At 64.7% G+C, this 24,732-nt stretch carries 21 protein-coding genes and 1 pseudogene; 16 read left to right on the plus strand and 6 right to left on the minus strand.

What is annotated here, in order from left to right:
• Positions 1-65 precede the first annotated feature (65 nt).
• The 6 genes and pseudogenes from KHN96_RS21210 to KHN96_RS21235 form a co-directional block, all read right to left on the minus strand.
• Positions 66-206: pseudogene (locus tag KHN96_RS21210) on the minus strand (IS3 family transposase); the annotation flags it as partial.
• A gap of 116 nt (positions 207-322) precedes the next feature.
• Entirely contained in the window at positions 323-3,028 is a 2,706-nt protein-coding gene (gene acnA / locus KHN96_RS21215) for an aconitate hydratase AcnA (protein WP_062738396.1), read from the minus strand.
• 394 nt (positions 3,029-3,422) lie between these two features.
• Positions 3,423-3,980, minus strand: a complete 558-nt coding sequence (locus KHN96_RS21220) for a hypothetical protein (protein WP_062738397.1) — start codon at positions 3,978-3,980, stop codon at positions 3,423-3,425.
• 209 nt (positions 3,981-4,189) lie between these two features.
• Positions 4,190-5,086, minus strand: coding sequence for a methylisocitrate lyase (prpB, locus tag KHN96_RS21225; RefSeq protein ID WP_062738398.1), 897 nt, complete (start codon positions 5,084-5,086; stop codon positions 4,190-4,192).
• Positions 5,087-5,102: 16 nt separating this feature from the next.
• Entirely contained in the window at positions 5,103-6,083 is a 981-nt protein-coding gene (locus tag KHN96_RS21230; RefSeq protein ID WP_045787894.1) for an HpcH/HpaI aldolase/citrate lyase family protein, read from the minus strand.
• A 109-nt stretch (positions 6,084-6,192) separates the two neighbouring features.
• Entirely contained in the window at positions 6,193-7,182 is a 990-nt protein-coding gene (locus KHN96_RS21235) for a malate dehydrogenase (RefSeq protein WP_062738399.1), read from the minus strand.
• Positions 7,183-7,534: 352 nt separating this feature from the next.
• On the opposite strand from KHN96_RS21235, the gene KHN96_RS21240 reads away from it, so the two are divergent.
• The 16 genes from KHN96_RS21240 to trpB all read left to right on the plus strand — a co-directional run bounded on the left by KHN96_RS21240 (position 7,535) and on the right by trpB (position 24,727).
• Entirely contained in the window at positions 7,535-8,347 is an 813-nt protein-coding gene (locus tag KHN96_RS21240; RefSeq protein ID WP_045787181.1) for a GntR family transcriptional regulator, read from the plus strand.
• A 264-nt stretch (positions 8,348-8,611) separates the two neighbouring features.
• Positions 8,612-9,022: a succinate dehydrogenase, cytochrome b556 subunit gene (sdhC, locus tag KHN96_RS21245; RefSeq protein WP_045787180.1), complete on the plus strand. Its 411-nt coding sequence runs from the start codon at positions 8,612-8,614 to the stop codon at positions 9,020-9,022.
• A gap of 10 nt (positions 9,023-9,032) precedes the next feature.
• A complete protein-coding gene (gene sdhD, locus KHN96_RS21250) occupies positions 9,033-9,398 on the plus strand; it encodes a succinate dehydrogenase, hydrophobic membrane anchor protein (RefSeq protein ID WP_045787179.1) in 366 nt (121 codons plus the stop codon).
• A 3-nt stretch (positions 9,399-9,401) separates the two neighbouring features.
• Entirely contained in the window at positions 9,402-11,180 is a 1,779-nt protein-coding gene (gene sdhA / locus KHN96_RS21255) for a succinate dehydrogenase flavoprotein subunit (protein WP_045787178.1), read from the plus strand.
• Positions 11,181-11,210: 30 nt separating this feature from the next.
• Positions 11,211-11,912 carry a succinate dehydrogenase iron-sulfur subunit gene (locus KHN96_RS21260; protein ID WP_009241007.1) on the plus strand — a complete coding sequence of 234 codons (702 nt, stop codon included), beginning with the start codon at positions 11,211-11,213 and terminating at the stop codon, positions 11,910-11,912.
• 70 nt (positions 11,913-11,982) lie between these two features.
• Positions 11,983-12,270: an FAD assembly factor SdhE gene (locus KHN96_RS21265; protein ID WP_045787177.1), complete on the plus strand. Its 288-nt coding sequence runs from the start codon at positions 11,983-11,985 to the stop codon at positions 12,268-12,270.
• Between the two features lie 122 nt (positions 12,271-12,392).
• On the plus strand, positions 12,393-13,694 hold the full coding sequence (gene gltA, locus KHN96_RS21270) for a citrate synthase (protein WP_045787176.1): 1,302 nt from the start codon (positions 12,393-12,395) through the stop codon (positions 13,692-13,694).
• 204 nt (positions 13,695-13,898) lie between these two features.
• Positions 13,899-15,308: a 3-isopropylmalate dehydratase large subunit gene (gene leuC / locus KHN96_RS21275; protein ID WP_062738527.1), complete on the plus strand. Its 1,410-nt coding sequence runs from the start codon at positions 13,899-13,901 to the stop codon at positions 15,306-15,308.
• Between the two features lie 33 nt (positions 15,309-15,341).
• Positions 15,342-15,992 (plus strand): 3-isopropylmalate dehydratase small subunit, encoded by a 651-nt coding sequence (gene leuD / locus KHN96_RS21280; RefSeq protein ID WP_062738400.1) that lies wholly within the window; start codon positions 15,342-15,344, stop codon positions 15,990-15,992.
• Positions 15,993-16,021: 29 nt separating this feature from the next.
• On the plus strand, positions 16,022-17,092 hold the full coding sequence (gene leuB, locus KHN96_RS21285) for a 3-isopropylmalate dehydrogenase (RefSeq protein ID WP_045787174.1): 1,071 nt from the start codon (positions 16,022-16,024) through the stop codon (positions 17,090-17,092).
• 80 nt (positions 17,093-17,172) lie between these two features.
• Positions 17,173-17,349, plus strand: a complete 177-nt coding sequence (locus KHN96_RS21290) for a hypothetical protein (protein ID WP_158656377.1) — start codon at positions 17,173-17,175, stop codon at positions 17,347-17,349.
• An 81-nt stretch (positions 17,350-17,430) separates the two neighbouring features.
• Positions 17,431-18,534, plus strand: a complete 1,104-nt coding sequence (asd, locus tag KHN96_RS21295; RefSeq protein ID WP_062738401.1) for an aspartate-semialdehyde dehydrogenase — start codon at positions 17,431-17,433, stop codon at positions 18,532-18,534.
• Between the two features lie 401 nt (positions 18,535-18,935).
• Complete coding sequence (gene tapV / locus KHN96_RS21300; protein WP_115043888.1) at positions 18,936-21,830, plus strand: FimV/HubP family polar landmark-like protein TapV; 2,895 nt, start codon at positions 18,936-18,938, stop codon at positions 21,828-21,830.
• Between the two features lie 82 nt (positions 21,831-21,912).
• The gene (gene truA, locus KHN96_RS21305; protein ID WP_045787172.1) at positions 21,913-22,737 is read left to right on the plus strand and encodes a tRNA pseudouridine(38-40) synthase TruA; all 825 of its coding nucleotides are present in this window, start codon (positions 21,913-21,915) and stop codon (positions 22,735-22,737) included.
• A gap of 7 nt (positions 22,738-22,744) precedes the next feature.
• Positions 22,745-23,437, plus strand: coding sequence for a phosphoribosylanthranilate isomerase (locus KHN96_RS21310; protein ID WP_062738403.1), 693 nt, complete (start codon positions 22,745-22,747; stop codon positions 23,435-23,437).
• Positions 23,438-23,533: 96 nt separating this feature from the next.
• Complete coding sequence (trpB, locus tag KHN96_RS21315) at positions 23,534-24,727, plus strand: tryptophan synthase subunit beta (RefSeq protein ID WP_062738404.1); 1,194 nt, start codon at positions 23,534-23,536, stop codon at positions 24,725-24,727.
• Positions 24,728-24,732: the final 5 nt, after the last annotated feature.

A 24,732-nucleotide genomic window follows, 5' to 3' on the forward strand; every position in this document is an offset into this window, starting at 1 on the left:
CTTGTAGTACGCCTGGCGGCTGATGCCGATGTATCGGCAGGCCCGCTCGACACTCAGCCCTTGGACAGCACCGTCGAGCGACCCTGGATTGCGTACCGCTGCTGCGCCTGCCTGTAGCGCAGTTCGCCTCTTTCGACCTGCTCCACGACCGACAGCGTAAAAGCCAGACTGTAGTCCCGCTGCGTTCGCTTCTTTGCCCCTTGCATCTTGACTCTCCTTGCTCCACCAGGAAAAAGTGTCAACCTTATTCAGGACGGGTCACAAGCAATAAAAAAGCCGGCTCCGAAGAGCCGGCTTCGATCTGCGGCAGCGCAGCGTTGGCTCAGGCGGCCAGCAACTGGCGCAGCACGAACGGCAGGATGCCGCCGTGCTTGTAGTAGTCGACCTCGATCGGCGTGTCGATGCGCAGCAGCAGCGGCACACGCTGCGTCTCGCCGTTGGCGCGATGGATCACCAGGGTAACGTCCTGTTGCGGCCTGATTTCGCCTTCCAGGCCTTCGATGTCGAAGGTCTCGTTGCCCACGATGCCCAGCGACTGCGCCGAGTCATTGCCCTTGAACTGCAGCGGCAGCACGCCCATGCCGACCAGGTTGGAGCGGTGGATGCGCTCGAAGCTGCGCGCGATCACGGCCTTCACGCCCAGCAGCTGCGTGCCTTTGGCGGCCCAGTCGCGCGAGCTGCCCGTGCCGTACTCTTCGCCGCCAAACACGACCGTTGGCGTGCCTTCGGCGATGTACTTCATGGCTGCGTCGTAGATCGACATCTGCTCGCCGCTCGGCTGGAACAGCGTCTCGCCGCCTTCCACACGCGAGCCGTCGGCCTTCGGGGGGATCATCAGGTTCTTGATGCGCACGTTGGCAAACGTGCCGCGCATCATCACCTCATGGTTGCCGCGGCGCGAGCCGTAGCTGTTGAAGTCGGCCTTGAGCACGCCGTTGGCCAGCAGGTACTTGCCGGCGGGCGACGTTTCCTTTATCGAACCGGCCGGGGAGATGTGGTCGGTCGTCACCGAGTCGCCGAACACGCCCAGCGCACGTGCGCCCTTGACCGATGCCGATGCGGCGGCCGGCGTCATGTCGAAGCCTTCGAAGAACGGCGGCTCGGCAATGTACGTCGACTTCGGCCAGTCGTAGACCTGGCCCTTCGTGCCCTTGACGTTGGCCCACAGCTTGGACGGCTTCTTGACCTGCTCGTAGTTGGTGCGGAACGTGTCGGCGTTCATCGCGAACTTCATCAGCTTGGCGATCTCGTCCGAGCTCGGCCAGATGTCGCCCAGGTAGACGTCCTGCCCCTTCTTGCCCTTGCCGACCGGCTCGGTCATCAGGTCGCGCGTCACGTTGCCGGCGATCGCGTATGCCACGACCAGCGGCGGCGAAGCGAGGAAGTTGGCGCGGATGTTCGGGTGAATGCGCGCCTCAAAGTTGCGGTTGCCCGACAGCACGGCGGCGGCCACGATGTCGTTCTTCACGATGGCTTCGTTCAGCTCGGGCGTCAGGTCGCCGGCGTTGCCGATGCAGGTGGTGCAGCCGTAGGCCGTCACGCCGAAGCCCAGCTTTTCGAGGTACGGCAGCAGGCCGGCAGCCTCCAGGTACTTCGTCACCACGCGGCTGCCCGGGGCGAGCGAGGTCTTGATGTGCGGCGCGACTTCCAGGCCGGCTTCCACGGCCTTCTTGGCCAGCAGACCGGCTGCCAGCAGCACGCTCGGGTTGGAGGTGTTCGTGCACGACGTGATGGCGGCGATCAGCACGTCGCCGTTCTTCACGTTCACGCCGTTGCTCGTCGTGTAGGTCTTGTCGAGGTCGGCTGCGTCCTTGTTGAAGCCGTTCTCGGCCACCGGCCTCGAGAACAGCGACGAGAACGTCGACTTCACGTTCCCGATTTCGATGCGGTCTTGCGGGCGCTTCGGGCCGGCCAGCGACGGGGCCACCGTGCCGAGGTCCAGCGTGAGCGTCTTGGTATAGTCGATCTCGCCGGCCTTCGGGATGCCGAACAGCTTCTGGGCCTTGAAGTAGGCCTCGAACGCGGCGATTTCTTCTTCAGTGCGGCCGGTGCCCTTGAAGTACTCGACCGTCTTTTCGTCCACCGGGAAGAAGCCCATCGTCGCGCCGTATTCCGGCGCCATGTTGCCGATGGTCGCGCGGTCCGGCAGCGACAGGCTGGCCGTGCCTTCGCCGAAGAACTCGACGAACTTGCCGACGACCTTTTCCTTGCGCAGCATTTCGGTGATGGTGAGCACCAGGTCGGTGGCTGTCACGCCTTCGCGCAGGCGGCCCTTGAGCTCCACGCCGACCACGTCGGGCGTCAGGAAGTACACCGGCTGGCCGAGCATGCCGGCTTCGGCTTCGATGCCGCCCACGCCCCAGCCGACCACGCCGATGCCGTTGATCATGGTGGTGTGGCTGTCGGTGCCGACCAGCGTATCCGGGTAGTACACGCCGTCCTTTTTATGGACGCCGCGCGCCAGGTATTCCAGGTTGACCTGGTGGACGATGCCGAAGCCCGGCTGCACCACGCCGAACGTATCAAACGCCTGCATGCCCCACTTCATGAACTGGTAGCGCTCGTTGTTGCGCTGGAATTCCAGCTGCATGTTCAGGTCGAGCGCCTTCTTCTCGCGGAAGTGGTCGATCTGCACCGAGTGGTCGACCACCAGGTCGACCGGCACGAGCGGCTCGATCTTCTTGGGGTCCTTGCCCATGCGCGAGGCCACGTTGCGCATGGCGGCGAGGTCCGCCAGCAGCGGCACGCCGGTAAAGTCCTGCAGCACCACGCGGGCGACCACGAACGGGATTTCGTCGACGCGCTCGGCGTTCGGCTTCCAGTTCGCCAGTTGTTCGACGTGCTCCTCGGTCACCTTCTTGCCGTCGCAGTTGCGCAGCACGGATTCCAGCACGATCCGGATCGACACCGGCAGGCGCTCGATCGCCACGCCCAGTTCCTTGCCCAGTTGCGGCAGGGAATGGAACTTGCCGGTCTGGCCGCCGTTGATCTTGAATTCCTTGAGTGTTTTATTCAGGTTGTGGGGCATGGCATGACTCCAAGGCTTAGGGATGCGCGGGGCGCTTGAGGGCGTCCGTTGCAGAGACGTCAAATCAACCAGTCAAATCACGTACAAACCAACTCCAGCACGACTGCCGCGAGCGCCTTGCCGTCGTCGGTCGGACGGCGATCGCGCTGGCGATCGGCGCGTGCGGGCGGTCGTGATGTTCGTTGCACTGCATGTCCTCCACGCATGGTCCTCGGCGACACCTCCATGCGTGGGTGACGGCATCTTTGTCATCTCCGGCCGGCTGGCAGCCGAAGATGGGCCGCGGCGGGATTCCGGCCGCGATGTTCCATGCGTCAGAGCCTGGGCGGCAGGTGCGGGACCGACACGGTCGCGCACTGGCCCGTCGCCCATAGCCACTGGCGCAATCCTGCGCTTACTGCTTGGCCGGCTGGGCGCCTTCCGGAGCGGGCGCCGGGGCGGGTGCCGGAGCAGCGCTGTCCTGCATCATCAGCGGCAGGCCCGCCGGAGCGCGCAGGGCGCCGGCTTGCGTCGGTGCCGGAGCACCGGCCGCCATTTCGGCGGTCTGGCACTCGTCCGCCAGGCGGTGGCCTTCATTGCGGTCGAACAGCATCGCCTTGGACGGAATGACCACCAAGTCCATCCCCGTCTTCTGGTCGAAGTAGCGGTCGGCGCCGGTGCGGGTCATCTGGCGCGGCAGCTGGTAGTTCTTGCCCTTCCAGTGCAACGTGATGATCTGGTCGCGGGCCATGTCGCCCTTGATGTACAGGTCATTGCCGAGCTCGCACTTCCACTGCACGCCTTCGGGCTGCTCTGCAGCGGCGACCGGAGCCGCTTTCTTGGCAGCCTTCTTCTTGGTCGGAGCCTTCTTCTTGGCGGCCGGCTTGGCGGTGGTCGAAGTCTGGGCGGTTGCATACTGCGATGCGGCCAGCGACAGAACGCCGGCGCAAGCGCCCACGATGAATTTGTTCATAGGGTTTCCTTCGGTAAGACTGGATCAGGGAGGCGGCTGTCCTGGCCGGGATGGCCCAGGCGTGGCGCGCACCGGCCGGTATTTTGACCGATTTGGACGCCGCGCCCAACGTTCTGTTGCATGCGCGTGCCACGCACCGTTTCCGTCCAGCCTGCCTCGCTGTTTCGTCTTCCGTTCTCCTTGTCTGAGGGGTGGATAGGCTGCCCGGCTCAACCGCGGTTCTGTGCGAACAGCGCGTCGAGCCTGGCCTCGTAATCGTGGTAACCGATGCTTTCGTACAGTTCCATGCGCGTCTGCATGGTGTCGACGACGTTCTTCTGCGTGCCGTCGCGCCGGATGGCGGCGTAGACGTTCTCCGCCGCCTTGTTCATCGCGCGGAAGGCGGACAGCGGGTACAGGATCATCGACACGCCCGCCGAGGCCAGTTCCTCGCGCGTAAACAGCGGCGTCTGGCCAAACTCGGTGATGTTGGCCAGCACCGGCACCTTTACCGCATCGACGAACTTGCGATACATCGACAGTTCCGTCATCGCTTCGGGAAAGATGGCGTCCGCGCCGGCCTCGACGCAAGCCACGGCGCGCTCCAGGGCGCGGTCCAGGCCTTCGACGGCCAGCGCATCGGTGCGGGCCATGACGACGAAGCTGGCGTCCGTGCGCGCGTCGACGGCGGCCTTGATGCGGTCCACCATCTCGTCTTTCGAGACAATCTCCTTGTTCGGGCGATGGCCGCAGCGCTTCGCGCCGACCTGGTCTTCGATATGCATGGCCGCCGCACCGAACTTGATGAGCGACTTGGTCGTGCGGGCGACGTTGAATGCGGAAGCGCCAAAGCCGGTATCGACATCCACGAGCAGCGGCACATCGCACACGTCCGTGATGCGGCGCACGTCGGTCAGCACGTCGTCCAGGCCCGAGATGCCCAGGTCGGGCAAGCCCAGCGAGCCGGCCGCCACGCCGCCGCCCGACAGGTAGATCGCGCGGTAGCCGGCGCGCTTGGCGAGCAGGGCGTGGTTGGCATTGATCGCGCCGACGATCTGCAACGGCGATTCTTCCGCCAGGGCCTGGCGGAAACGCGCGCCTGCGCTGGTTTGCGGGGTGGCAGTCATGTCGGGTCTCCTTTTTCTATCCGAAGAAACGCGCGGCAGCTTCGGCCGGCATGTCGACGCCCGTCGCGTGAGCGCGTTGCAGCACGGCCCACCAGTACCGATAGCTTGCGCGGTCGTGCAGGCGGCCGTCATGCTGGATCGGTCCCCACGACGCGTCCTGCGCTGCGGCAAGAATGGCGGCCGCGTGTGTCACTTCTTCGTGCGACGGGCGGAATGCGGACACGATCGGCGCAATCTGGTCCGGATGGATACTCCATTTGCGCAGGTAGCCGAATTCGCTGCGGGCGCGCGCAGCGTCGCTGCCGGCGCGTTCCGGATGCTTGATGTCGGTGCTGACGTTGTGCGATGGCACCTTGCCGTGCGCGTGGCACGCGGCGGAAATCTCGGCCAGCGCGCGGCGGATCAGCGGATGCTCGAACTGTTCCGGCGAGCCCATCGCCGCGCCCGGGATCGCGCCGTTGTGCGCCGAGACGAAATCCATCAGCCCGAAGCTCAGGCATTCCACCTGCACCAGCGACGCAATGTCGAACACCTGCGCGAGCGCGCCATGCGTTTCGATCAGCACGTGGATGGGCAGGTGCCGCGCAATGCCGGCTGCCCTGGCGGCCTGGTTCACGCGATCGGTCACGCGCGCGACTTCCACCACGTCGCGCACCTTCGGCACGGTCACGTAAGCAAGACGGCTGCCTGCCTGGCCCACGAGGATGTCGACGTCCTGCGTCCACGCGTCGTGGTTCGGGTCGTGAATGCGGACGCCGACGCGGTTGAAGTGGTTGTCGTCGCTGTTGATGAGCGCGGCGGCGAGTTCGGCATGCGCGCGCTCCTGGCCGACGGCGGCGCCGTCCTCGCAATCGAACGTGATGTCGAACACCGGGCCAAGGGCTTGTTGCAGGGCGAGCGACTTGCGCATCAGCCTTTCCGCGCCCGCGTAGTGGTCGCAGACAGGCAGTTGCGCCGGCATGGCATCGTCCTGGAACAAAACCTCGGTGGGATGCACTGCGTTGTAAGGGTTGGGTGGCATGTCCTGCGTGGCGCCAGGGTTCGGATGTGAAAAAACCGGAGGGTTCGCTGGCGACCGCCTCCGGTTTCTTCGTCAGATCATGCGATCAGCCCAGCAGGTGCTTCACGCCATCCTGCTCTTCCTGCAGTTCCTTGAGCGTGATGTTGATCTTGCCTTGGCTGTACTCGTCGATCTCCAGGCCTTCGACGATCTTGTATTTGCCGTTCTCGGTCGTGACCGGGAAGCCGAACATCACGTCCTTCGGAATGCCGTATTCGCCGTTGGACGGCACGCCCATCGTCACGATCCTGCCGTTGGAGCCGAGCACCCAGTCGCGCACGTGGTCGATGGCGGCGTTGGCAGCCGATGCAGCCGAGGACAGGCCGCGCGCCTCGATGATGGCGGCGCCGCGCTTGCCGACGGTCGGCAGGAACACGTCGTTGTTCCATACCGGGTCGTTGATCATGTCCTTGACGCTCTTGCCCTCGATGGTGGCGTAGCGGTAGTCGGCGTACATGGTCGGGCTGTGGTTGCCCCACACGAACAGCTTTTCGATCGAGGACACCGGCTTGCCGGTCTTGGCGGCGATCTGCGACAGGGCGCGGTTGTGGTCCAGGCGCAGCATGGCGGTGAAGTTCTCGCGCGGCAGGTCCGGCGCCGACTTCATGGCGATGTAGGCGTTCGTGTTGGCCGGGTTGCCGACCACCAGCACCTTGACGTCGCGCTTGGCAACGGCGTTCAGGGCCTTGCCCTGTGCCGTGAAGATCTGCGCGTTGGCGGAGAGCAGGTCCTTGCGCTCCATGCCCGGGCCGCGGGGGCGGGCGCCCACCAGCAGGGCCACGTCGACGTCCTTGAACGCGGTCATCGGGTCGGAGTGGGCTTCCATACCGGCCAGCAGCGGGAAGGCGCAGTCTTCGATCTCCATCATCACGCCCTTGAGTGCCTTCTGGGCCTTCTCATCGGGGATTTCCAGCAGTTGCAGGATGACGGGCTGATCCTTGCCCAGCATTTCGCCGGCGGCGATGCGGAACAGCAGGGCGTAACCGATCTGTCCAGCAGCGCCGGTCACTGCGACGCGCATGGGTGCTTTTGCCATGAGAACTCTCCAAACGGTAGTGAAAGCGGATCGCACTGCGCGCGGCGGGCATCCTGGCGGGATGCGAGTGCAGCCTCGCAGGCATTGCCGGCAACGGTCGGCGCCTCATGGGCGGACGGCTCGGAATCGGCAAGAGCCTCGCAGTTTACTGCGTCCGCATGGCGATGTGGAAACACACTTGCGATTGACCTTGGGGCCGTCGTGGCATGGGTGCGCCTCGTCGCCCGGAACAGGCGCGAGTGTAGGCCCGGCCTCAATTCAAAGTCAATCAATCTTCTGTCTTATATAAGACATAAGACATTCTATAAACGGGCTGGACGCCTTTGTCGCTTTTGTGGTGAAATCGGCGGTTATGTCGAGCACATCAAGCCCTCAATCCGCTGCCATGCCGCCGTCTTCGGGCGGTGAGGCGGGCGCGTCGCCTGCACCTGCGGGCACAGGGGGCGGCTCACCCACGTTCAGTCCGCTGTACCAGCAGATCAAGACGCTGATCCTGCAAAGCCTGCAAGCCGGCGAGTGGAAGCCCGGCGAGATGATCCCCAGCGAAATGGAATTGGCGGCCCGCTACAAGGTCAGCCAGGGGACGGTGCGCAAGGCGATCGACGAGTTGGCAGCCGAAAACCTGGTGGCACGGCGGCAGGGCAAGGGCACGTTCGTCACCACGCATTACGAAGAGGGCGTCCAGTTCCGATTCTTGCGCCTGATGCCGGAGCAGGGCGAGCAGCACTATCCGAGCAGTCGTGTGCTCGAGTGCAAGCGCCTGCGCGCACCGGCCGAGATCGCGCGCCTGCTCGAGCTCAAGGCCGGCGACAGCGTCGTGCAGATCCGTCGCGTGCTGTTCTTTTCCGGCGAGCCCACCGTGTTTGAAGAGATCTGGCTGCCCGGCGCGAGCTTCAAGGGACTGACGGCCGAGAAGCTGACCGAGTGGAAGGGCCCGATGTACGCGTTCTTCGAGGCGGAATTCGGCGTGCGCATGCTGCGTGCCACGGAGCGGATCCGCGCGGTCGCGGCCGATGCGGCCACCGCCGAGCTGCTGTCGGTGACAGCCGGCTCGCCGTTGCTGTCGGTGGAGCGCGTCTCGCACACGTTCGGCGACAAACCGGTGGAATTGCGCCGTGGTCTCTACGTCACGACGCGGCATTACTACCAGAACGAATTGAATTGACGACGCGGTGGAGTCGGGGCCGGCTTCCGCGGCCCCGACAGCGTCGTGATTTGTGTGGCGCGCAACAGCGCATTGCGCGTCGTGAAGGCGGTGTAGAGAGGACAATCGCCCCCGTGTCACGCCACTGGCAGGCGAGGGCAGGAAGCACAAAAGTGGAGCGCGGCGGATGGAATTATTGGTGCGCTGCGCAACAAAAGCGCGCTAGAATCTCGCGGATTTGTGCAAAGCAGTTTTGTTTGTTGATTAGCCAATTGGGGTCTGACCATGGCAGAAGCCATCAAGAAAGCCAGGCCGGAATTCAGGAACATCGGTTTGGGCGACATCGCCCGCTACCGCTTGCCCTGGGCCGGTAAGGTGTCCATCCTGCATCGTGCCAGCGGTGCGCTGATGTTCCTTCTTCTTCCGTTCGTGCTGTATCTGTTCGAGCAGAGCATCACCTCGGAAATCAGTTTCGCCAAGTTCTCGGCGCTTCTGTCCAACGGCTTCGCCAAGGTCGTCGTCCTCGCACTCATCTGGGCGTATCTGCACCATTTCTGCGCCGGCATCCGCTACCTGATCCTTGATCTGCATATCGGCATCGACAAGACGTCGGCTTCCAAGTCGGCTGTCAGCGTGCTCATCGTGAGCCTGCTGCTGACCGTCGTGTTCGGCGCCAAGCTGTTCGGCCTGTTCTGAGGAGCGTCTGATGGCAAATAACAATATCGGTCCCAAGCGCCTCGTCGTCGGCGCGCACTACGGCCTGAAGGATTTCCTCGCGCAGCGTGTCACCGCCGTGATCATGGCGGTCTACACCATCGTGCTGCTGGCCGCCTTCCTGCTCTCGAAAGACACGTCCTATCAAAGCTGGGCTGGGCTCTTCGCCAACCAGTGGATGAAGCTGCTGACGTTCCTGGCGCTCCTGTCGCTTGCGTATCACGCCTGGATCGGTGTGCGCGATATCTGGATGGACTACGTGAAGCCCGTGGCAGTGCGTTTGACGCTGCAAGTGTTGACGATTCTGTGGCTCGTCGGTTGTGCGGGCTACGCAGCTCAGATTCTCTGGAGGGTTTAAGACATGGTCGCAGTCAAGACTGGGCTGCCGCGCCGCAAATTCGACGTCGTGATCGTCGGTGCGGGCGGTTCGGGCATGCGTGCATCGCTGCAGCTGGCAGAAGCCGGCCTTTCCGTGGCCGTGCTGTCCAAGGTGTTCCCCACCCGCTCGCACACCGTGGCGGCGCAGGGTGGCATCGGGGCGTCGCTCGGCAACATGAGCGAAGACAACTGGCACTATCACTTCTACGACACCGTCAAAGGTTCCGACTGGCTCGGCGACCAGGACGCGATCGAATTCATGTGCCGCCAGGCACCGAACGTGGTCTATGAGCTGGAACACTTCGGCATGCCGTTCGACCGCAACGCCGACGGCACCATCTACCAGCGTCCGTTCGGCGGCCACACGTCGAACTACGGCGAGAAGCCCGTGCAGCGTGCCTGCGCTGCGGCTGACCGCACCGGCCACGCGCTGCTGCACACGCTGTATCAGCGCAACGTGCGCGCCAAGACCCACTTCTTCGTCGAATGGATGGCGCTGGATCTGATCCGCGACCAGGAAGGCGATGTGCTGGGCGTGACCGCGCTCGAAATGGAAACCGGCGAGGTCTACATCCTCGAAGCCAAGGCGACGCTGTTCGCCACGGGCGGTGCCGGCCGTATCTACGCGGCCTCCACCAACGCCTTCATCAACACGGGCGATGGCCTGGGCATGGCCGCGCGCGCCGGCATCCCGCTGGAAGACATGGAGTTCTGGCAGTTCCACCCGACCGGCGTGGCCGGCGCGGGTGTGCTGATCACGGAAGGCGTGCGCGGGGAAGGCGGCATCCTGCGCAACAAGGACGGCGAGCGCTTCATGGAGCGCTATGCCCCGACGCTGAAGGATCTGGCGCCGCGTGACTTCGTGTCGCGCTCGATGGACCAGGAAATCAAGGAAGGCCGCGGCTGCGGCCCGAACGGCGACTACGTGCTGCTCGACCTGACCCACGTCGGCGCCGAGACCATCATGAAGCGTCTGCCGTCCATCCGGGAGATCGGCCTCAAGTTCGCCAACGTGGACGCGATCAAGGAGCCGATTCCGGTGGTGCCGACCATCCACTACCAGATGGGCGGTATTCCGACGAACTATCACGGCCAGGTCGTGGTGCCGAAGAACGGCAACCCGAACGAAGTCGTCAACGGTTTCTACGCCATCGGCGAATGCTCGTGCGTGTCGGTGCACGGCGCCAACCGCCTGGGCACGAACTCGCTGCTGGACCTTGTGGTCTTCGGCCGTTCGGCGGGCAACCACATCATTGCGCAGAACCTGAAGAACCGCGAGCACAAGCCGCTGCCGGCCGACGCTGCCGACCGTGCGCTGGAGCGTCTGGCGAAGCTGGATTCGTCCACGTCGGGCGAGTACGCGCAGGACGTGGCCAACGATATCCGCCGCAACATGCAGTCGCACGCGGGCGTGTTCCGCACGCAGGCGCTCATGGACGAAGGCGTGCAGCGCATCATGGAAGTGGCCGAGCGCGGCGCCAACATCCACCTAAAGGACAAGTCCAAGGTGTTCAACACCGCGCGCGTCGAAGCGCTGGAAGTCGCCAACCTGGTGGAAGTGGCCAAGGCGACGATGGTGTCGGCGGCTGCCCGCAAGGAATCGCGCGGTGCGCACGCCCACAGCGACTTCCCGAACCGCGACGATGACAACTGGCTCAAGCACACGCTGTGGTACAGCGAAGGCAATCGTCTCGATTACAAGCCCGTGCAGATGAAGCCGCTGACGGTGGAAACCGTGCCGCCGAAGGCGCGTACGTTCTAACCGGCCGGCTCAGATAAGGGACCCGCAAAAATGAAGCGAATTTTTGAAGTCTATCGCTACGATCCGGACAAGGACGCAGCCCCCCGCATGCAGACCTACGAGGTAGAACTCGACGGCCACGAGCGCATGCTGCTCGACGCGCTGGTCAAGCTGAAGAAGCTGGACGAGTCGATCGCGTTCCGTCGCTCGTGCCGCGAAGGCGTGTGCGGCTCCGACGCCATGAACATCAACGGCAAGAATGGTCTCGCCTGCCTCACCAACATGCGGGAGCTGCCGGAGAAGATCGTGCTGCGTCCGCTGCCGGGCCTGCCCGTGGTGCGCGACCTGATCGTCGACATGACGCAGTTCTTCAACCAGTACCACTCGATCAAGCCGTACCTGATCAACGACGAGCCGCCGCCCGAGAAAGAGCGTCTGCAGTCGCCGGAGGAGCGTGAAGAACTGGACGGCCTGTACGAGTGCATTCTGTGCGCGAGCTGCTCGACGTCATGCCCGTCGTTCTGGTGGAACCCGGACAAGTTCGTCGGCCCGGCCGGTCTGCTGCAGGCGTATCGATTCATCGCCGACAGCCGCGACCAGGCGACCAGCGAGCGTCTGGACAACCTGGAAGATCCGTACCGCCTGTTCCGCTGCCACACCATCATGAACTGCGTCGATGTGTGCCCGAAGGGCCTGAACCCGACCAAGGCCATCGGCAAGATCAAGGAATTGATGGTGCGCCGCGCGGTGTAAGCCGCGAGTCAGCGCCGTTTGGCATCGTGTGTCGCCGGAGCCGGTTTCCGGCGACACACTCTTCAGAAGCATGATTGCTGTGAATACTCCGACGTTCTCGCACCAGTCCGATCCGCACAAGCGCGCGCGTCTGCGCTGGCGTGCCCGGCGCGGTCTGCTGGAGAACGATATCATCGTCGAGCGCTTCTTCAACCGCTACGAGACGGAACTGTCGGATGACGACGTTGCCGCACTTTCGCAGTTGTTCGACCTGCCCGACAACGACCTGATGGATCTCCTGCTTGCACGCAAGGAGCCTGAAGGTGCACTCGACGTGCCGCAGGTTCAGCACGTCCTGACCTTGCTGCGCTCGGTCTGAGTCCGGCGCGCGAGAGGTTGCCGCAAGACGAATCGGTTGTGCCGCCCCCTGCAGGCATCCGTGATCCGTCTGGCGGGAGTCTCCCGACTTCATTTTCATAAACAGCAGAGAAGGAAACCGACATGACGCCGTCCGATGTGAAAGCCACCCTATCGTTTTCCGATGGCTCGCCCAGCGTTGAGCTGCCGATCTACAAGGGCACGGTTGGCCCGGACGTGATCGACATCCGCAAGCTGTATGGCCAGACCGGGAAGTTTACGTACGACCCCGGCTTCATGTCGACCGCGTCGTGCAACTCCAAGATCACCTACATCGATGGCGACAAGGGCGAACTGCTCTATCGCGGCTATGCCATCGACGATCTGGCCAGCAAGTGCGACTTTTTGGAAATCTGCTACCTGCTGCTCAAGGGCGAACTGCCGAACGCCAAGCAGAAGCAGGAGTTCAATGACACCGTCATGCATCACACCATGGTGCATGAACAGATGCAGTACTTCATGCGCGGTTTCCGCCGCGACGCGCACCCGATGGCTGTCCTGACCGGTCTGGTGGGCGCGATGAGCGCGTTCTACCCGGATGCCGCCAACATCAACGATCCGCGCGAGCGCGAGATCTCGCAGATCCGCCTGATCGCCAAGCTGCCGACGCTGGTGGCCATGGCATACAAGTACAACATCGGGCAGCCGAACATCTACCCGCAGAACGACCTCTCCTACACGGGCAACTTCATGCGCATGATGTTCGCCACGCCGTGCGAGGAGTACAAGGTCAATCCGGTGCTGGAGCGTGCGCTGGACCGCATCTTCATCCTCCACGCAGACCACGAGCAGAACGCCTCCACGTCGACCGTGCGTCTGGCAGGTTCCTCGGGCACGAACCCGATCGCCGCGATCGCTGCCGGCATTGCCTGCCTGTGGGGCCCGGCGCACGGCGGTGCGAACGAAGCCGCACTGAACATGCTGGAAGAGATCGGCACCGTCGACAAGGTTCCGGAGTTCATCAAGCAGGTCAAGGACAAGAACAGCGGCGTGCGCCTGATGGGCTTCGGTCACCGGGTGTACAAGAATTATGATCCGCGCGCCAAGCTGATGCGCGAGACGTGCCACGAAGTGCTGCAAGAACTGGGTCTGCAGAACGACCCGCTGTTCAAGCTCGCCATGGAACTGGAAAAGATCGCGCTGGAAGACGAGTACTTCGTCAGCCGCAAGCTGTATCCGAACGTCGACTTCTACTCCGGGATCGTGCAGCGCGCCCTGGGCATCCCGACCTCGATGTTCACGTGTATCTTCGCGCTGGCCCGCTCGGTGGGCTGGATTGCGCAGTGGGAAGAGATGATCACCGATCCGGAGTACAAGATCGGCCGCCCGCGCCAGCTGTTCAACGGCGCCGCTCTGCGCGAAGTCCCGGCGCTGGACAAGCGCTAAGCCAGCGTGTCCTGGCAAAAACCCCGCCCGGGAAACCGGCGGGGTTTTTTGTTGTCTGCGCGCAGCCAGGGCTTTCGCGAAATGGCGAAACCCCCTTTCGCCAGTCACGTCCTGCGCCCGATGCACCGGGTGGCATAATCGGTCACTCCCCACGAAACTGCTCGCGCAGCCGCCAGGCATGGCGCGTTGTGCACGGATCGCATCATGGCCAAGACGCTCTACGACAAACTCTGGGACGATCACGTCGTTCATACCGAGGAAGACGGCACGACCGTCCTCTACATCGATCGCCAACTGCTGCACGAAGTGACGAGCCCGCAGGCGTTCGAGGGCCTGAAGCTGGCGAACCGCCCCGTATGGCGCATCAGTGCCAATCTGGCCGTGTCGGATCACAACGTGCCGACCACCGACCGCTCGCACGGCATCGCCGATCCGGTCTCGAAGCTGCAGGTCGATACGCTTGATGCGAACTGCGACGCCTACGGCATCACGCAGTTCAAGATGAACGACAAGCGCCAGGGCATCGTGCACGTGATCGGGCCGGAGCAGGGCGCGACGCTGCCGGGCATGACGGTGGTCTGCGGCGATTCGCACACCAGCACGCACGGCGCATTCGGCGCGCTGGCCCACGGCATCGGCACGTCGGAAGTCGAACACGTGTTGGCCACGCAGACGCTGCTCGCCAAGAAGAGCAAGAACATGCTCGTGAAGGTGGAGGGCACGTTGCCGAGCGGCTGTACCGCCAAGGACATCGTGCTCGCCATCATCGGCAAGATCGGTACGGCCGGCGGCACGGGCTACGCCATGGAGTTCGGCGGCTCTGCCATTCGCGCGCTCTCGATGGAAGGCCGCATGACGGTGTGCAACATGGCGATCGAGGCTGGCGCCCGCGCCGGCATGGTCGCCGTGGACGACGTGACGCTGGAGTACATCAAGGGGCGCCCGTTCGCGCCGCAGGGCGTGGAGTGGGAGCAGGCCGTCCAGTACTGGCGCACACTGCATTCCGATGAAGGTGCTCACTTTGACCGCGTGGTCGAGCTGCGTGCTGAAGAGATCCGCCCGCAGGTGAGCTGGGGCACGTCGCCTGAAATGGTGGTCAGCATTGAAGACCGCGTGCCGGATCCCGAGAAGGAAAAAGACCCGAACAAGCGCAACGCCATGGAGCGTGCGCTCGAATACATGGGCCTGCAGCCGAACGTTGCCATCAGTGATATCAACATCGACAAGGTGTTCATTGGATCGTGCACCAACAGCCGCATCGAAGACATGCGCGCCGCGGCCTGGGTCGTGCAGAAGCTGGGCAAGCGCATCGCTTCCAACGTGAAGCTGGCGATGGTCGTGCCGGGCTCAGGCCTCGTGAAGGAACAGGCCGAACGCGAGGGGCTCGACAAAATCTTCAAGGCGGCGGGCTTTGAATGGCGCGAGCCGGGCTGCTCGATGTGCCTGGCGATGAACGCTGACCGCCTCGAGCCGGGCGAGCGTTGTGCATCGACGTCCAACCGCAACTTCGAAGGCCGTCAGGGCGCTGGCGGCCGCACGCACCTGGTGAGCCCGGCGATGGCCGCCGCGGCCGCGCTGGAAGGGCACTTCGTCGACGTGCGCAAGCTCGCCTGAGTCGCAGCAGGAAGGAATAGGAAAGAAGCGATCATGGAAAAATTCATCGTTCACACCGGCCTCGTGGCGCCGCTTGACCGCGAGAACGTCGACACCGACGCCATCATCCCGAAGCAATTCCTCAAGTCGATCAAGCGCACGGGCTTTGGCCCGAACCTGTTCGACGAATGGCGCTACAAGGACGTCGGCGAACCCGGTCAGGACAACAGCAAGCGCCCGCTGAACCCGGATTTCGTGCTGAACCAGCCGCGCTATCAAGGCGCGTCGATCCTTCTGACGCGCAAGAACTTCGGTTGCGGCAGCTCGCGCGAGCACGCACCGTGGGCACTGCAGCAGTACGGCTTCCGCGCCATCATCGCGCCGAGCTTTGCCGACATCTTCTTCAACAACTGCTTCAAGAACGGTCTGCTGCCGATCGTGCTGACGGAGTCGCAAGTCGACCACCTGTTCAACGAGACGCAGGCTTTCACCGGCTATCAGCTGACCGTCGATCTGGACAAGCAGGTCGTCGTCACACCGGGCGGTACGGCATATCCGTTCGACATCACGGCGTTCCGCAAATACTGCCTGCTCAACGGCTTTGATGACATCGGCCTGACCCTGCGCTATGCAGACAAGATCAAGGCGTTCGAGGCGCAGCGTCTGGCCAAGATGCCGTGGCTCGCACACAGGCTCGTCGGTTGAGCTGACGATAGAACAACAAGGAAATACGCATGACCAAGATTGCAGTGTTGCCGGGTGACGGCATTGGCAAGGAAATCGTCGCCGAGGCAGTGAAGGTGCTCAAGGCGCTGGGCGAGTCGTTCGAGATGGAAACCGCCCCGGTAGGCGGTGCGGGCTACGAGGCCCAGGGCCACCCGCTGCCCGAAGACACGCTCAAGCTGGCCAAGGAGGCCGATGCCATCCTGTTCGGCGCCGTGGGCGACTGGAAGTACGACACGCTGCCGCGCGAGCTGCGCCCGGAGCAGGCGATCCTTGGCCTGCGCAAGCATCTGCAGCTGTTCGCCAACTTCCGCCCGGCCATCTGCTATCCGGAGCTGACCGGTGCCTCGAGCCTGAAGCCCGAGATCGTGGCCGGCCTCGACATCCTGATCGTGCGGGAGCTCAATGGCGACATCTACTTCGGCCAGCCGCGCGGCGTGCGGGCCGCGCCGGACGGCCTGTTCGCCGGCGCGCGCGAAGGCTTCGACACCATGCGCTACGCCGAGCCGGAAATCCGCCGCATCGCGCACGTCGCCTTCCAGGCTGCCGCCAAGCGTGGCAAGAAGCTGTGCTCCGTCGATAAGGCCAACGTGCTCGAGACGTTCCAGTTCTGGAAGGACATCGTCACCGACGTGCACAAGGAGTACCCCGAGGTCGAGCTGTCGCACATGTACGTCGACAACGCGGCCATGCAGCTCGTCAAGGCGCCGAAGAACTTCGACGTGATCGTCACCGGCAACATGTTCGGCGACATCCTCTCGGACGAGGCGGCCATGCTGACGGGCTCGATTGGCATGCTGCCGTCGGCGTCGCTCGATGCCAACAACAAAGGCTTGTATGAGCCGTCGCACGGTTCTGCGCCGGACATCGCGGGCAAGGGGATCGCCAACCCGCTGGCGACGATCCTGTCCGCCGCGATGATGCTGCGCTATTCGCTGAACAAGGCCGAGCAGGCCGATCGCATCGAAAACGCCGTCAAGAAGGTGCTCGCCCAGGGCTATCGCACGGGCGACATCCTGACGCCGGGCTGCAAGCAGGTCGGTACGGTGGAGATGGGCGACGCGGTGGTCGCAGCCCTGTAAATGAAACGCGCGTTGCGGTGCCGTCACATCCGGTCCCGCAATCGTCGTTTTTTCGGTGGACACATGTTGCAGTGCATTGTGTGGCCGCCAAATCGTGTATATTTTTGCAGATGATCTCGATCGCGCTTCCCGTCCTCGTACTGGGCATTCTGGGCACCCTGGCTATCTCCGCCAAGGGCACCGCCGCGCGCGCTCGCATGACGCCTGTCGAGATTCGCACGACCACCAAAATCATTACCAAAAAAACGATCTTCTGATCGTCCGTCGTGCCCGTTCGCCTTCCCCGCGCGGTCACGCCGGGCGACTGAGGCGGGGAAAATCACTAGAGGTTCACAATCATGAAGGTAGGTCTCGTCGGTTGGCGCGGCATGGTCGGCAGCGTGCTGATGCAGCGCATGCAGGAAGAGAAGGATTTCGACCTGATCGACACGGTGTTCTTCAGCACCAGTAATGCCGGCGGCAAGGCGCCCGCATTCGCCAGGACGAGTGCGCCCCTGGCCGACGCCAACGACATCGAAGCACTGAAGGCCTGCGACACGATCATTACGTGCCAGGGCGGCGACTACACGACCGAAGTCTTCCCGAAGCTGCGCGCTGCCGGCTGGAACGGTTACTGGATCGACGCCGCCTCGACGCTGCGCATGGAAGACGATGCCGTGATCGTGCTGGACCCGGTCAACCTGTCGCTCATCAAGAACGCGGTGGCGGCTGGCACCAAGAACTTCATCGGCGGCAACTGCACCAACTCCATCCTGCTGATGGGCGTGGGCGGCCTGTTCCGCGAAGGGCTGGTCGAATGGGTCAGCTCGATGACCTACCAAGCAGCCTCGGGCGGGGGTGCAAACCACATGCGCGAGCTGCTCAAGGGCATGGGCGTGATCCACGGCGCCGTGGCTGATGAGCTGGCCAACCCGGCGTCCGCCATTCTCGATATCGACCGCAAGGTTGCCAAGACGATTCGCGAATACGTGCCGACGGAGTTCTTCCCGGCGCCGCTGGCCGGTGGCCTGATCCCGTGGATCGACAAGCAGCTCGACAACGGCCAGTCGAAGGAAGAGTGGAAGGGCCAGGCCGAGGTCAACAAGATCCTGGGCACGGCGCAGACCATTCCTGTAGACGGCCTCTGCGTGCGCATCGGCGCAATGCGCTGCCACAGTCTGGGCCTGACACTCAAGCTCAAGCGCGATCTGCCGCTCGAAGAGATCGAACAGATCATCCGCTCGGGCAACCCCTGGGTGAAGTGGGTGCCGAACGACCGCAGCATCACCGAAAAGGAACTGACGCCGGCTTCCATCACGGGCAGCCTGCAGGTCGGTGTGGGCCGTGTGCGCAAGCTGAACATGGGACCGGAGTACGTGAGCGCTTTCGTGATCGGCGACCAGCTCCTGTGGGGGGCGGCTGAACCGCTGCGCCGTACCTTGCGCATCCTGCTGGGCAAGTGATCGGCCCTTTACTTTTATTGCCAGACCAGGCTGCGGCATGTGTCGTTGCGGCCTGACAACAGAATGTGCGTTTTTTCCTCCAACGCCGCGCGGCCTGCGCGGCGTTGTGCCATCTGGATGCCCACTGCTTGTAACGTTGGTACACAATAGCGGCCAGCATTGCGGCAAGACAGCCGTCCCCCCGTGTGTGGGGTGGACGAGGCCGGGGGAGGGGTTGGCGCCGCATCGGAGCACACGCATTCCGGGGGGTACGTCGGGTGCTTCAGAATCGTGCCAATCCTGTCGATTGAACAAAAATTGACGGCGATTCTTATCCACGCATTTCACCTGTTGGGTGAACTTGCTGCGCTAACTCGTTGATGTTAAGTTCGTTTGCACATTACAAAATAACGGAGTCGAAGGTGAGGGTGAGCCAATACCGCCGGAGAGAATCGTCCCATCGCAGTCCTCGTTGGTCGGCCGTCGCATTTGCCGCCGCGACCCTGCTGCTGATCCAACCGACGGCGCAGGCGGCGGGCTTTGGTGCGCTGCATGTGCGTTCCAGCCTCGGGCAGCCGCTGCAGGCAGAAATCGATCTGACCGGTGTGACGCCCGAAGAGGCGCAAAACTTGGTCGCCAAGTTGGCTGCTCCTGACGCCTATGCCCGGGCCGGCCTGACATACAACCCAATCGTCTCGTCGCTGCGCGCGTCGCTCGTGCGCCTGCCAGATGGCAATTACGTCGTGCGCCTGCGTTCGACGCAGCCTGTGGCGGAGCCGTTTGTTGACGTGCTGATGGATCTGAACTGGGCAAGCGGCCACGTGTCGCGCGCCTACACCTTCCTGCTCGATCCGGCGGGCTCCAGCAATAGCACCCAGAATTTTGCGCCGACGCCTGTCGTGCAGGCCACGACACCCGGCGCGGCAGAGCCGGCCCCGGCGACCCCGCCGCAGGCAGCGGCGCCTGCCGCATCCACGGCGGCTCCGGCACGTCAGAACCGCCCGGCTCGCCAGGCCGCACGTCCGCAGCAGGGCGCACCCGCCGCCACGGCCCCAGACGCTGCGTCCGGCGGCGCGTACACCGTGCAGCGGGGCGACAGCCTGTACGACATTGCGTCGACAGCGGCCCAGGGCCAGGACGCCGTGTCGCTCGACCAGATGTTGCTCGCACTGTATCGCAACAATCCGAACGCGTTCATCGGCGGCAATATCAACCGGCTGCGTACCGGTTCGGTGCTGAAGGTGCCGTCGCAGGCCGAAGCCCAGAAGGTTTCGCCGCGTGAAGCGCGCCGCGAGGTCGTTGCCCGCACGTCGGGCTTTGCCGGTTACCGTAACCGGCTGGCCACGGCTGCCGAGGCCAACGCCGCCACGGATACCGATTCGGCCCGCCAGCAGAGCGGCAGCGTGTCGGCTCGCGTGCAGGATCAAGCCACGCCTGCAGCCAGCGGGCGCGACGAGCTGCGCCTGTCGAAGGCAGAGCGTTCAGGCAAGGCGGGCGCTGCCGCGGCCCGCGACGAGGAACTCGTCGCCAAGGAGCGTGCGCTCAAGGAAATGGAATCGCGCGTTGCACAGTTGGAGAAGAATCTCGCCGACATGCAACGCCTGGTGGAGTTGAAGAACGCCGAGCTGGCCAAGGCGGCCGCCAATGCCGCCAAGCCGGCCTCAGCGGCGCCGTCCGTGGCGGCCGCCCCTGCGGTGACGGCAGGCAATGCGCCTGCGCCGGCTACGGCAGCTGCAGCATCCACGCCGGCGCAGGAGCAGCCGGCCGCGGCAGCGCAGGCCGACACGCCGGCCGCTTCGTCCGTAACGGCGGCGGCTTCGGCACCGGCGGCAGCCTCGGCGCCGGTTGCAGCCGCGTCCGCGCCGACCGCTGCTGCAAGCGCACCGGCAGCAGCTGCGTCCGCGCCTGCCGCCGCACCGAAGAAGGCACCGGTGGTCGTTGCGCCGCCGCCCGTTGAGGAAGAATCGTTCTTCTCGACCCTCCTGGGCAACCCGATGGCACTGGGCCTGGGCGGACTCGTGATCGCGCTGCTGGGTGGCCTGGTGGTGTATCGCCGCCGCCAGCAGAAGCCCGACCAGGCACACGGCTTCCAGGACAGCCTGCTGTCGCAGGAAAGCACGGTCATGGCCGGCGCCAATTCGCTGTTCGGTGCAGCCGGCGGCCAGAGCGTCGACACGTCGCAGCACAGCGTGTTCGGCGCGGATTTCCGGATCGGCGGCAGCAACGAGAGCAATGAAGTCGACCCGATTGCCGAGGCCGACGTCTATATCGCCTACGGCCGCGATGTGCAGGCCGAGGAGATCCTGCGTGAGGCGCTGGAGCAGCATCCTGACCGCCAGGCCATCCGCCTGAAGCTGATGGAGATCTACGCCAATCGCCAGGACGCACATGGCTTCCAGACCATTGCCGAAGAGATGCTGGCGCAGGTCGGTGCCGGCTCGCCGGAGTGGGCGGAGGCGGCTGCGATGGGTCGCAAGTTCGACCCGGCCAACCCGCTGTACCTCACGGTGCAGGGCGACGGGCAGCATCCCGCCGCAGAAGCCCAGCCGGCGCCCATCCACAGCGGTGCGGCCGTAGCGGGCGCTGCCGCGCTGGCCGGCGTGGGTGCCGCGGTTGCCGCCGAAGCGTTCAGCCCGACGGTGACCGGACAGACTACCCGCCGCGGCGACGACTGGACGACATTGTCGCCGGATCTGGACCCGTCGGCTCCGTCGACCAAGGCGCCGCAGCTGGCGGACCTGGAGCTGCCGCTGGACTCGTTCCCGGCCCCCGCGGCTGGTGAGCCCATCACCGCGCCCGCCGAGGCCTCGGACATCTTCAAGACGCATGCCGAGCCCGAAGCCGATCTGCCGCAGTTCAACGCGCATGCCGGCGAGGCCTATCAGCCCATCGCAACGCCGCCGCTGCACATGGATCTGTCGGACCTCTCGCTCGATCTGAACCCGACGCCGCCGGCTGAGGAAGCCGCCGCTCCCGCCGCATCCGCTGACACTGGCCTGCCGAGCTGGGCGCAGCCGACCGATCTGTCGCAGGCGCCGATGCATTTCGAAGCCGAGCCGCATCACGCCCAGCCCGCAGACGTGGCCAACGACGAACCGCAATCGGCGATCCGCCTCGACACCAACCTGCCGCATACCCTGTCCGGCGAAGGCGGTACCGACGGCGTGCGCGATCTGCAGATCAAGTTCGACCTGGCCAAGGCCTACATCGAGATCGGTGATAAGGAGGGCGCACGTGAACTGCTGCAGGAAGTGCTGGACCTGGGCGATCCGTCGTTCCACGCCGAGGCCCAGGCCCTGATGCGCCAGATCGGCTGACGCACCGCCTGTACGCCATCGACGGCGCCGGCAGGGTGGTATCCTGCCGGCGTTTTTCTTTCCGCATGAGGATTCACAGGGCATGACGCGCATCGCGCTCGGCATCCAGTACGACGGTGCCGCGTTCTCGGGTTGGCAGTCGCAGCCGCACGGCAACACCGTGCAGGACGTGCTCGAAGCCGCCTTGCGCCAATTTGCGGGCGTGCCTTTGCAGACGACCGTGGCCGGCCGCACCGATGCCGGCGTGCATGCACTGGGGCAGGTGGTGCATCTCGACACCGACCTCGTGCGCGACCCGTTCTCGTGGGTGCGCGGCACGAACGCCTTCCTCCCGCCGACCGTTGCCGTGCGCTGGGCGCAGCCGATGCCGGACGATTTCCATGCGCGCTTCTCCGCGCATCGCCGCACGTATTACTACGCGCTCACGTTCGGGCCGACGCGTGCGCCGCTGCTCGACGGCAAAGCCGGCTATGTGACATTGCCGCCTGGGCAGTCACTCAATGTGGCCGCGATGAACGAAGCCGCGCAGGTGCTGGTCGGCGAGCACGATTTTTCATCCTTCCGCGCGGCGGAATGCCAGGCCAAATCGCCCGTCAAGACGATGTATTCGGCGGAAGTGCGCGGTGAGGGCGAATGGGTGTTCGTGCGCATTCGCGGCAGCGCCTTCCTGCACCACATGGTGCGCAACATCATGGGCTGCCTGGTGGCGATCGGGCGCGGCCGCCAGCCGGCATCGTGGATGGCCGATGTGCTTGCAGCCCGCAGCCGTGTGGCGGCAGCCCCGACGTTCATGCCGGACGGGCTGTACCTGGCCGAGGTGGGCTATCCTGATGCGTTCCAGCTGCCGGCGTCTCCGGCATCGGCCAGCCTGTTCCGCGGCGTGTTCGACGAGCACGCCGGGCTCTGAATCCGCCATGTCTCTCCACCGAACCCGCATCAAACTGTGTGGCCTCACCCAGCCGGCCGACGTCGACCACGCCGTTGCGCTCGGTGCCGACGCCATCGGGCTGGTGTTCTATCCGCCCAGCCCGCGCTACGTCGCCACCGACCGCGCGGCTGAACTGGCCCGCCGTGCCGGGCCGTTCGTGACCGTCACCGGCCTGTTCGTCAACGCCAGCGCGGACGACGTGGCCCGCGTGCTCGACCAGGTGCCGCTCACGCTGCTCCAGTTCCACGGCGACGAAACGCCCGAGCAATGTGCCGAGATTGCGGGCAAGGTCGGGCTGCCCTGGCTGCGCGCCCTGCGTGTTCAGCCAGGGGCTGATTTGGTAGAATTCGCCGATCGGTTTGCCGCTGCCCAAGGCCTGCTGCTCGACGCATTTGTCGAGGGGTACGGCGGTGGCGGCCACGTCTTCGACTGGACCCTGATTCCCCCGCAATGGCTCTCGCACTCCGCACTGCCAAGCGCCGCTCCTCGGCTCGTTTTGAGTGGTGGGTTGAGCGCGCAAAACGTCGCTGGCGCGATTGAGCGCGTGCGGCCCTACGCTGTCGATGTCAGCAGCGGAATCGAGGCCGCACGGGGCGTGAAGGACCACGCCCGCATGACTGCATTCGTGCGTGCGGTCCGCGAGGCCGATGCTGCCCTGGGCGCGTCGGCGCAGGCCTGAGCCAGGTCGGCCGGTCTCTCGCGGTTCGCGCTTCCTGAATTCTTCCGCCGATGCGCCCTTGTTTGGTGGCTGCGGCGGACGCCTCGAGAGATTGCCATGTACAACCTGCCCGACGCCCACGGCCATTTCGGCCCCTACGGCGGCACCTTCGTTGCGGAAACGCTGTCCCACGCGCTCGATGAACTGCGCGACGCCTATGCGCGTTACCAGCACGATCCCGAGTTCATCAAGGAATACGAGTACGAGCTGAAGCATTTCGTCGGCCGTCCGTCGCCGATCTATCACGCGCGCCGCCTGACCGAGCACTGCGGCGGCGCGCAGATCTACCTCAAGCGCGAAGACCTGAACCACACCGGCGCGCACAAGGTGAACAACGTCATCGGCCAGGCGCTGCTGGCACGGCGCATGGGCAAGCCGCGCGTGATTGCGGAAACGGGCGCCGGCCAGCACGGTGTTGCCACCGCCACGATTGCCGCGCGCTACGGCATGGAATGCGTCGTCTACATGGGCAGCGAAGACGTGCGCCGCCAAGCTGCGAACGTCTACCGCATGAAGTTGCTGGGCGCGACCGTGGTGCCGGTGGAATCGGGGTCGCGCACGCTCAAGGACGCGCTGAACGAAGCGATGCGCGACTGGGTGACCAACGTGGCCGACACCTTCTACATCATCGGCACGGTGGCGGGCCCGCACCCGTATCCGATGATGGTGCGCGACTTCCAGGCCGTCATCGGCGAGGAGTGCAAGGTGCAGATGCCCGAGATGACGGGCCGCCAGCCGGACGCCGTGATCGCCTGCGTGGGCGGCGGCTCCAACGCCATGGGAATCTTCTATCCGTACATCGACCACGCCGGCGTGAAGCTGATCGGCGTGGAGGCGGCGGGCGAGGGCATCGAGACGGGCCGCCACGCGGCATCGCTCACGGGCGGGTCGCCGGGCGTGCTGCACGGCAATCGCACGTACCTGCTGCAGGATGAGGACGGCCAGATCATCGAGACGCATTCCATTTCGGCGGGTCTGGACTACCCCGGTGTCGGCCCCGAGCACGCCTGGCTGAAGGATGCGGGCCGCGCCGAGTACGTCCCCGTCACCGACAAGGAAGCGTTGCAGGCCTTCCACGACCTGTGCCGCATGGAGGGCATCATCCCGGCGCTGGAATCGAGCCATGCGCTCGCGTATGCCTGCAAGCTGGCGCCGACGCTGCCGAAGGACAAGATCCTTCTGGTCAACCTCTCGGGCCGCGGCGACAAGGACATGCACACCGTCGCCGAGCTCTCCGGCATCAAGCTCTGAACCTG

The organism is Ralstonia mannitolilytica, from assembly GCF_905397375.1.
GTDB classification, from domain to species: Bacteria; Pseudomonadota; Gammaproteobacteria; order Burkholderiales; family Burkholderiaceae; genus Ralstonia; species Ralstonia mannitolilytica.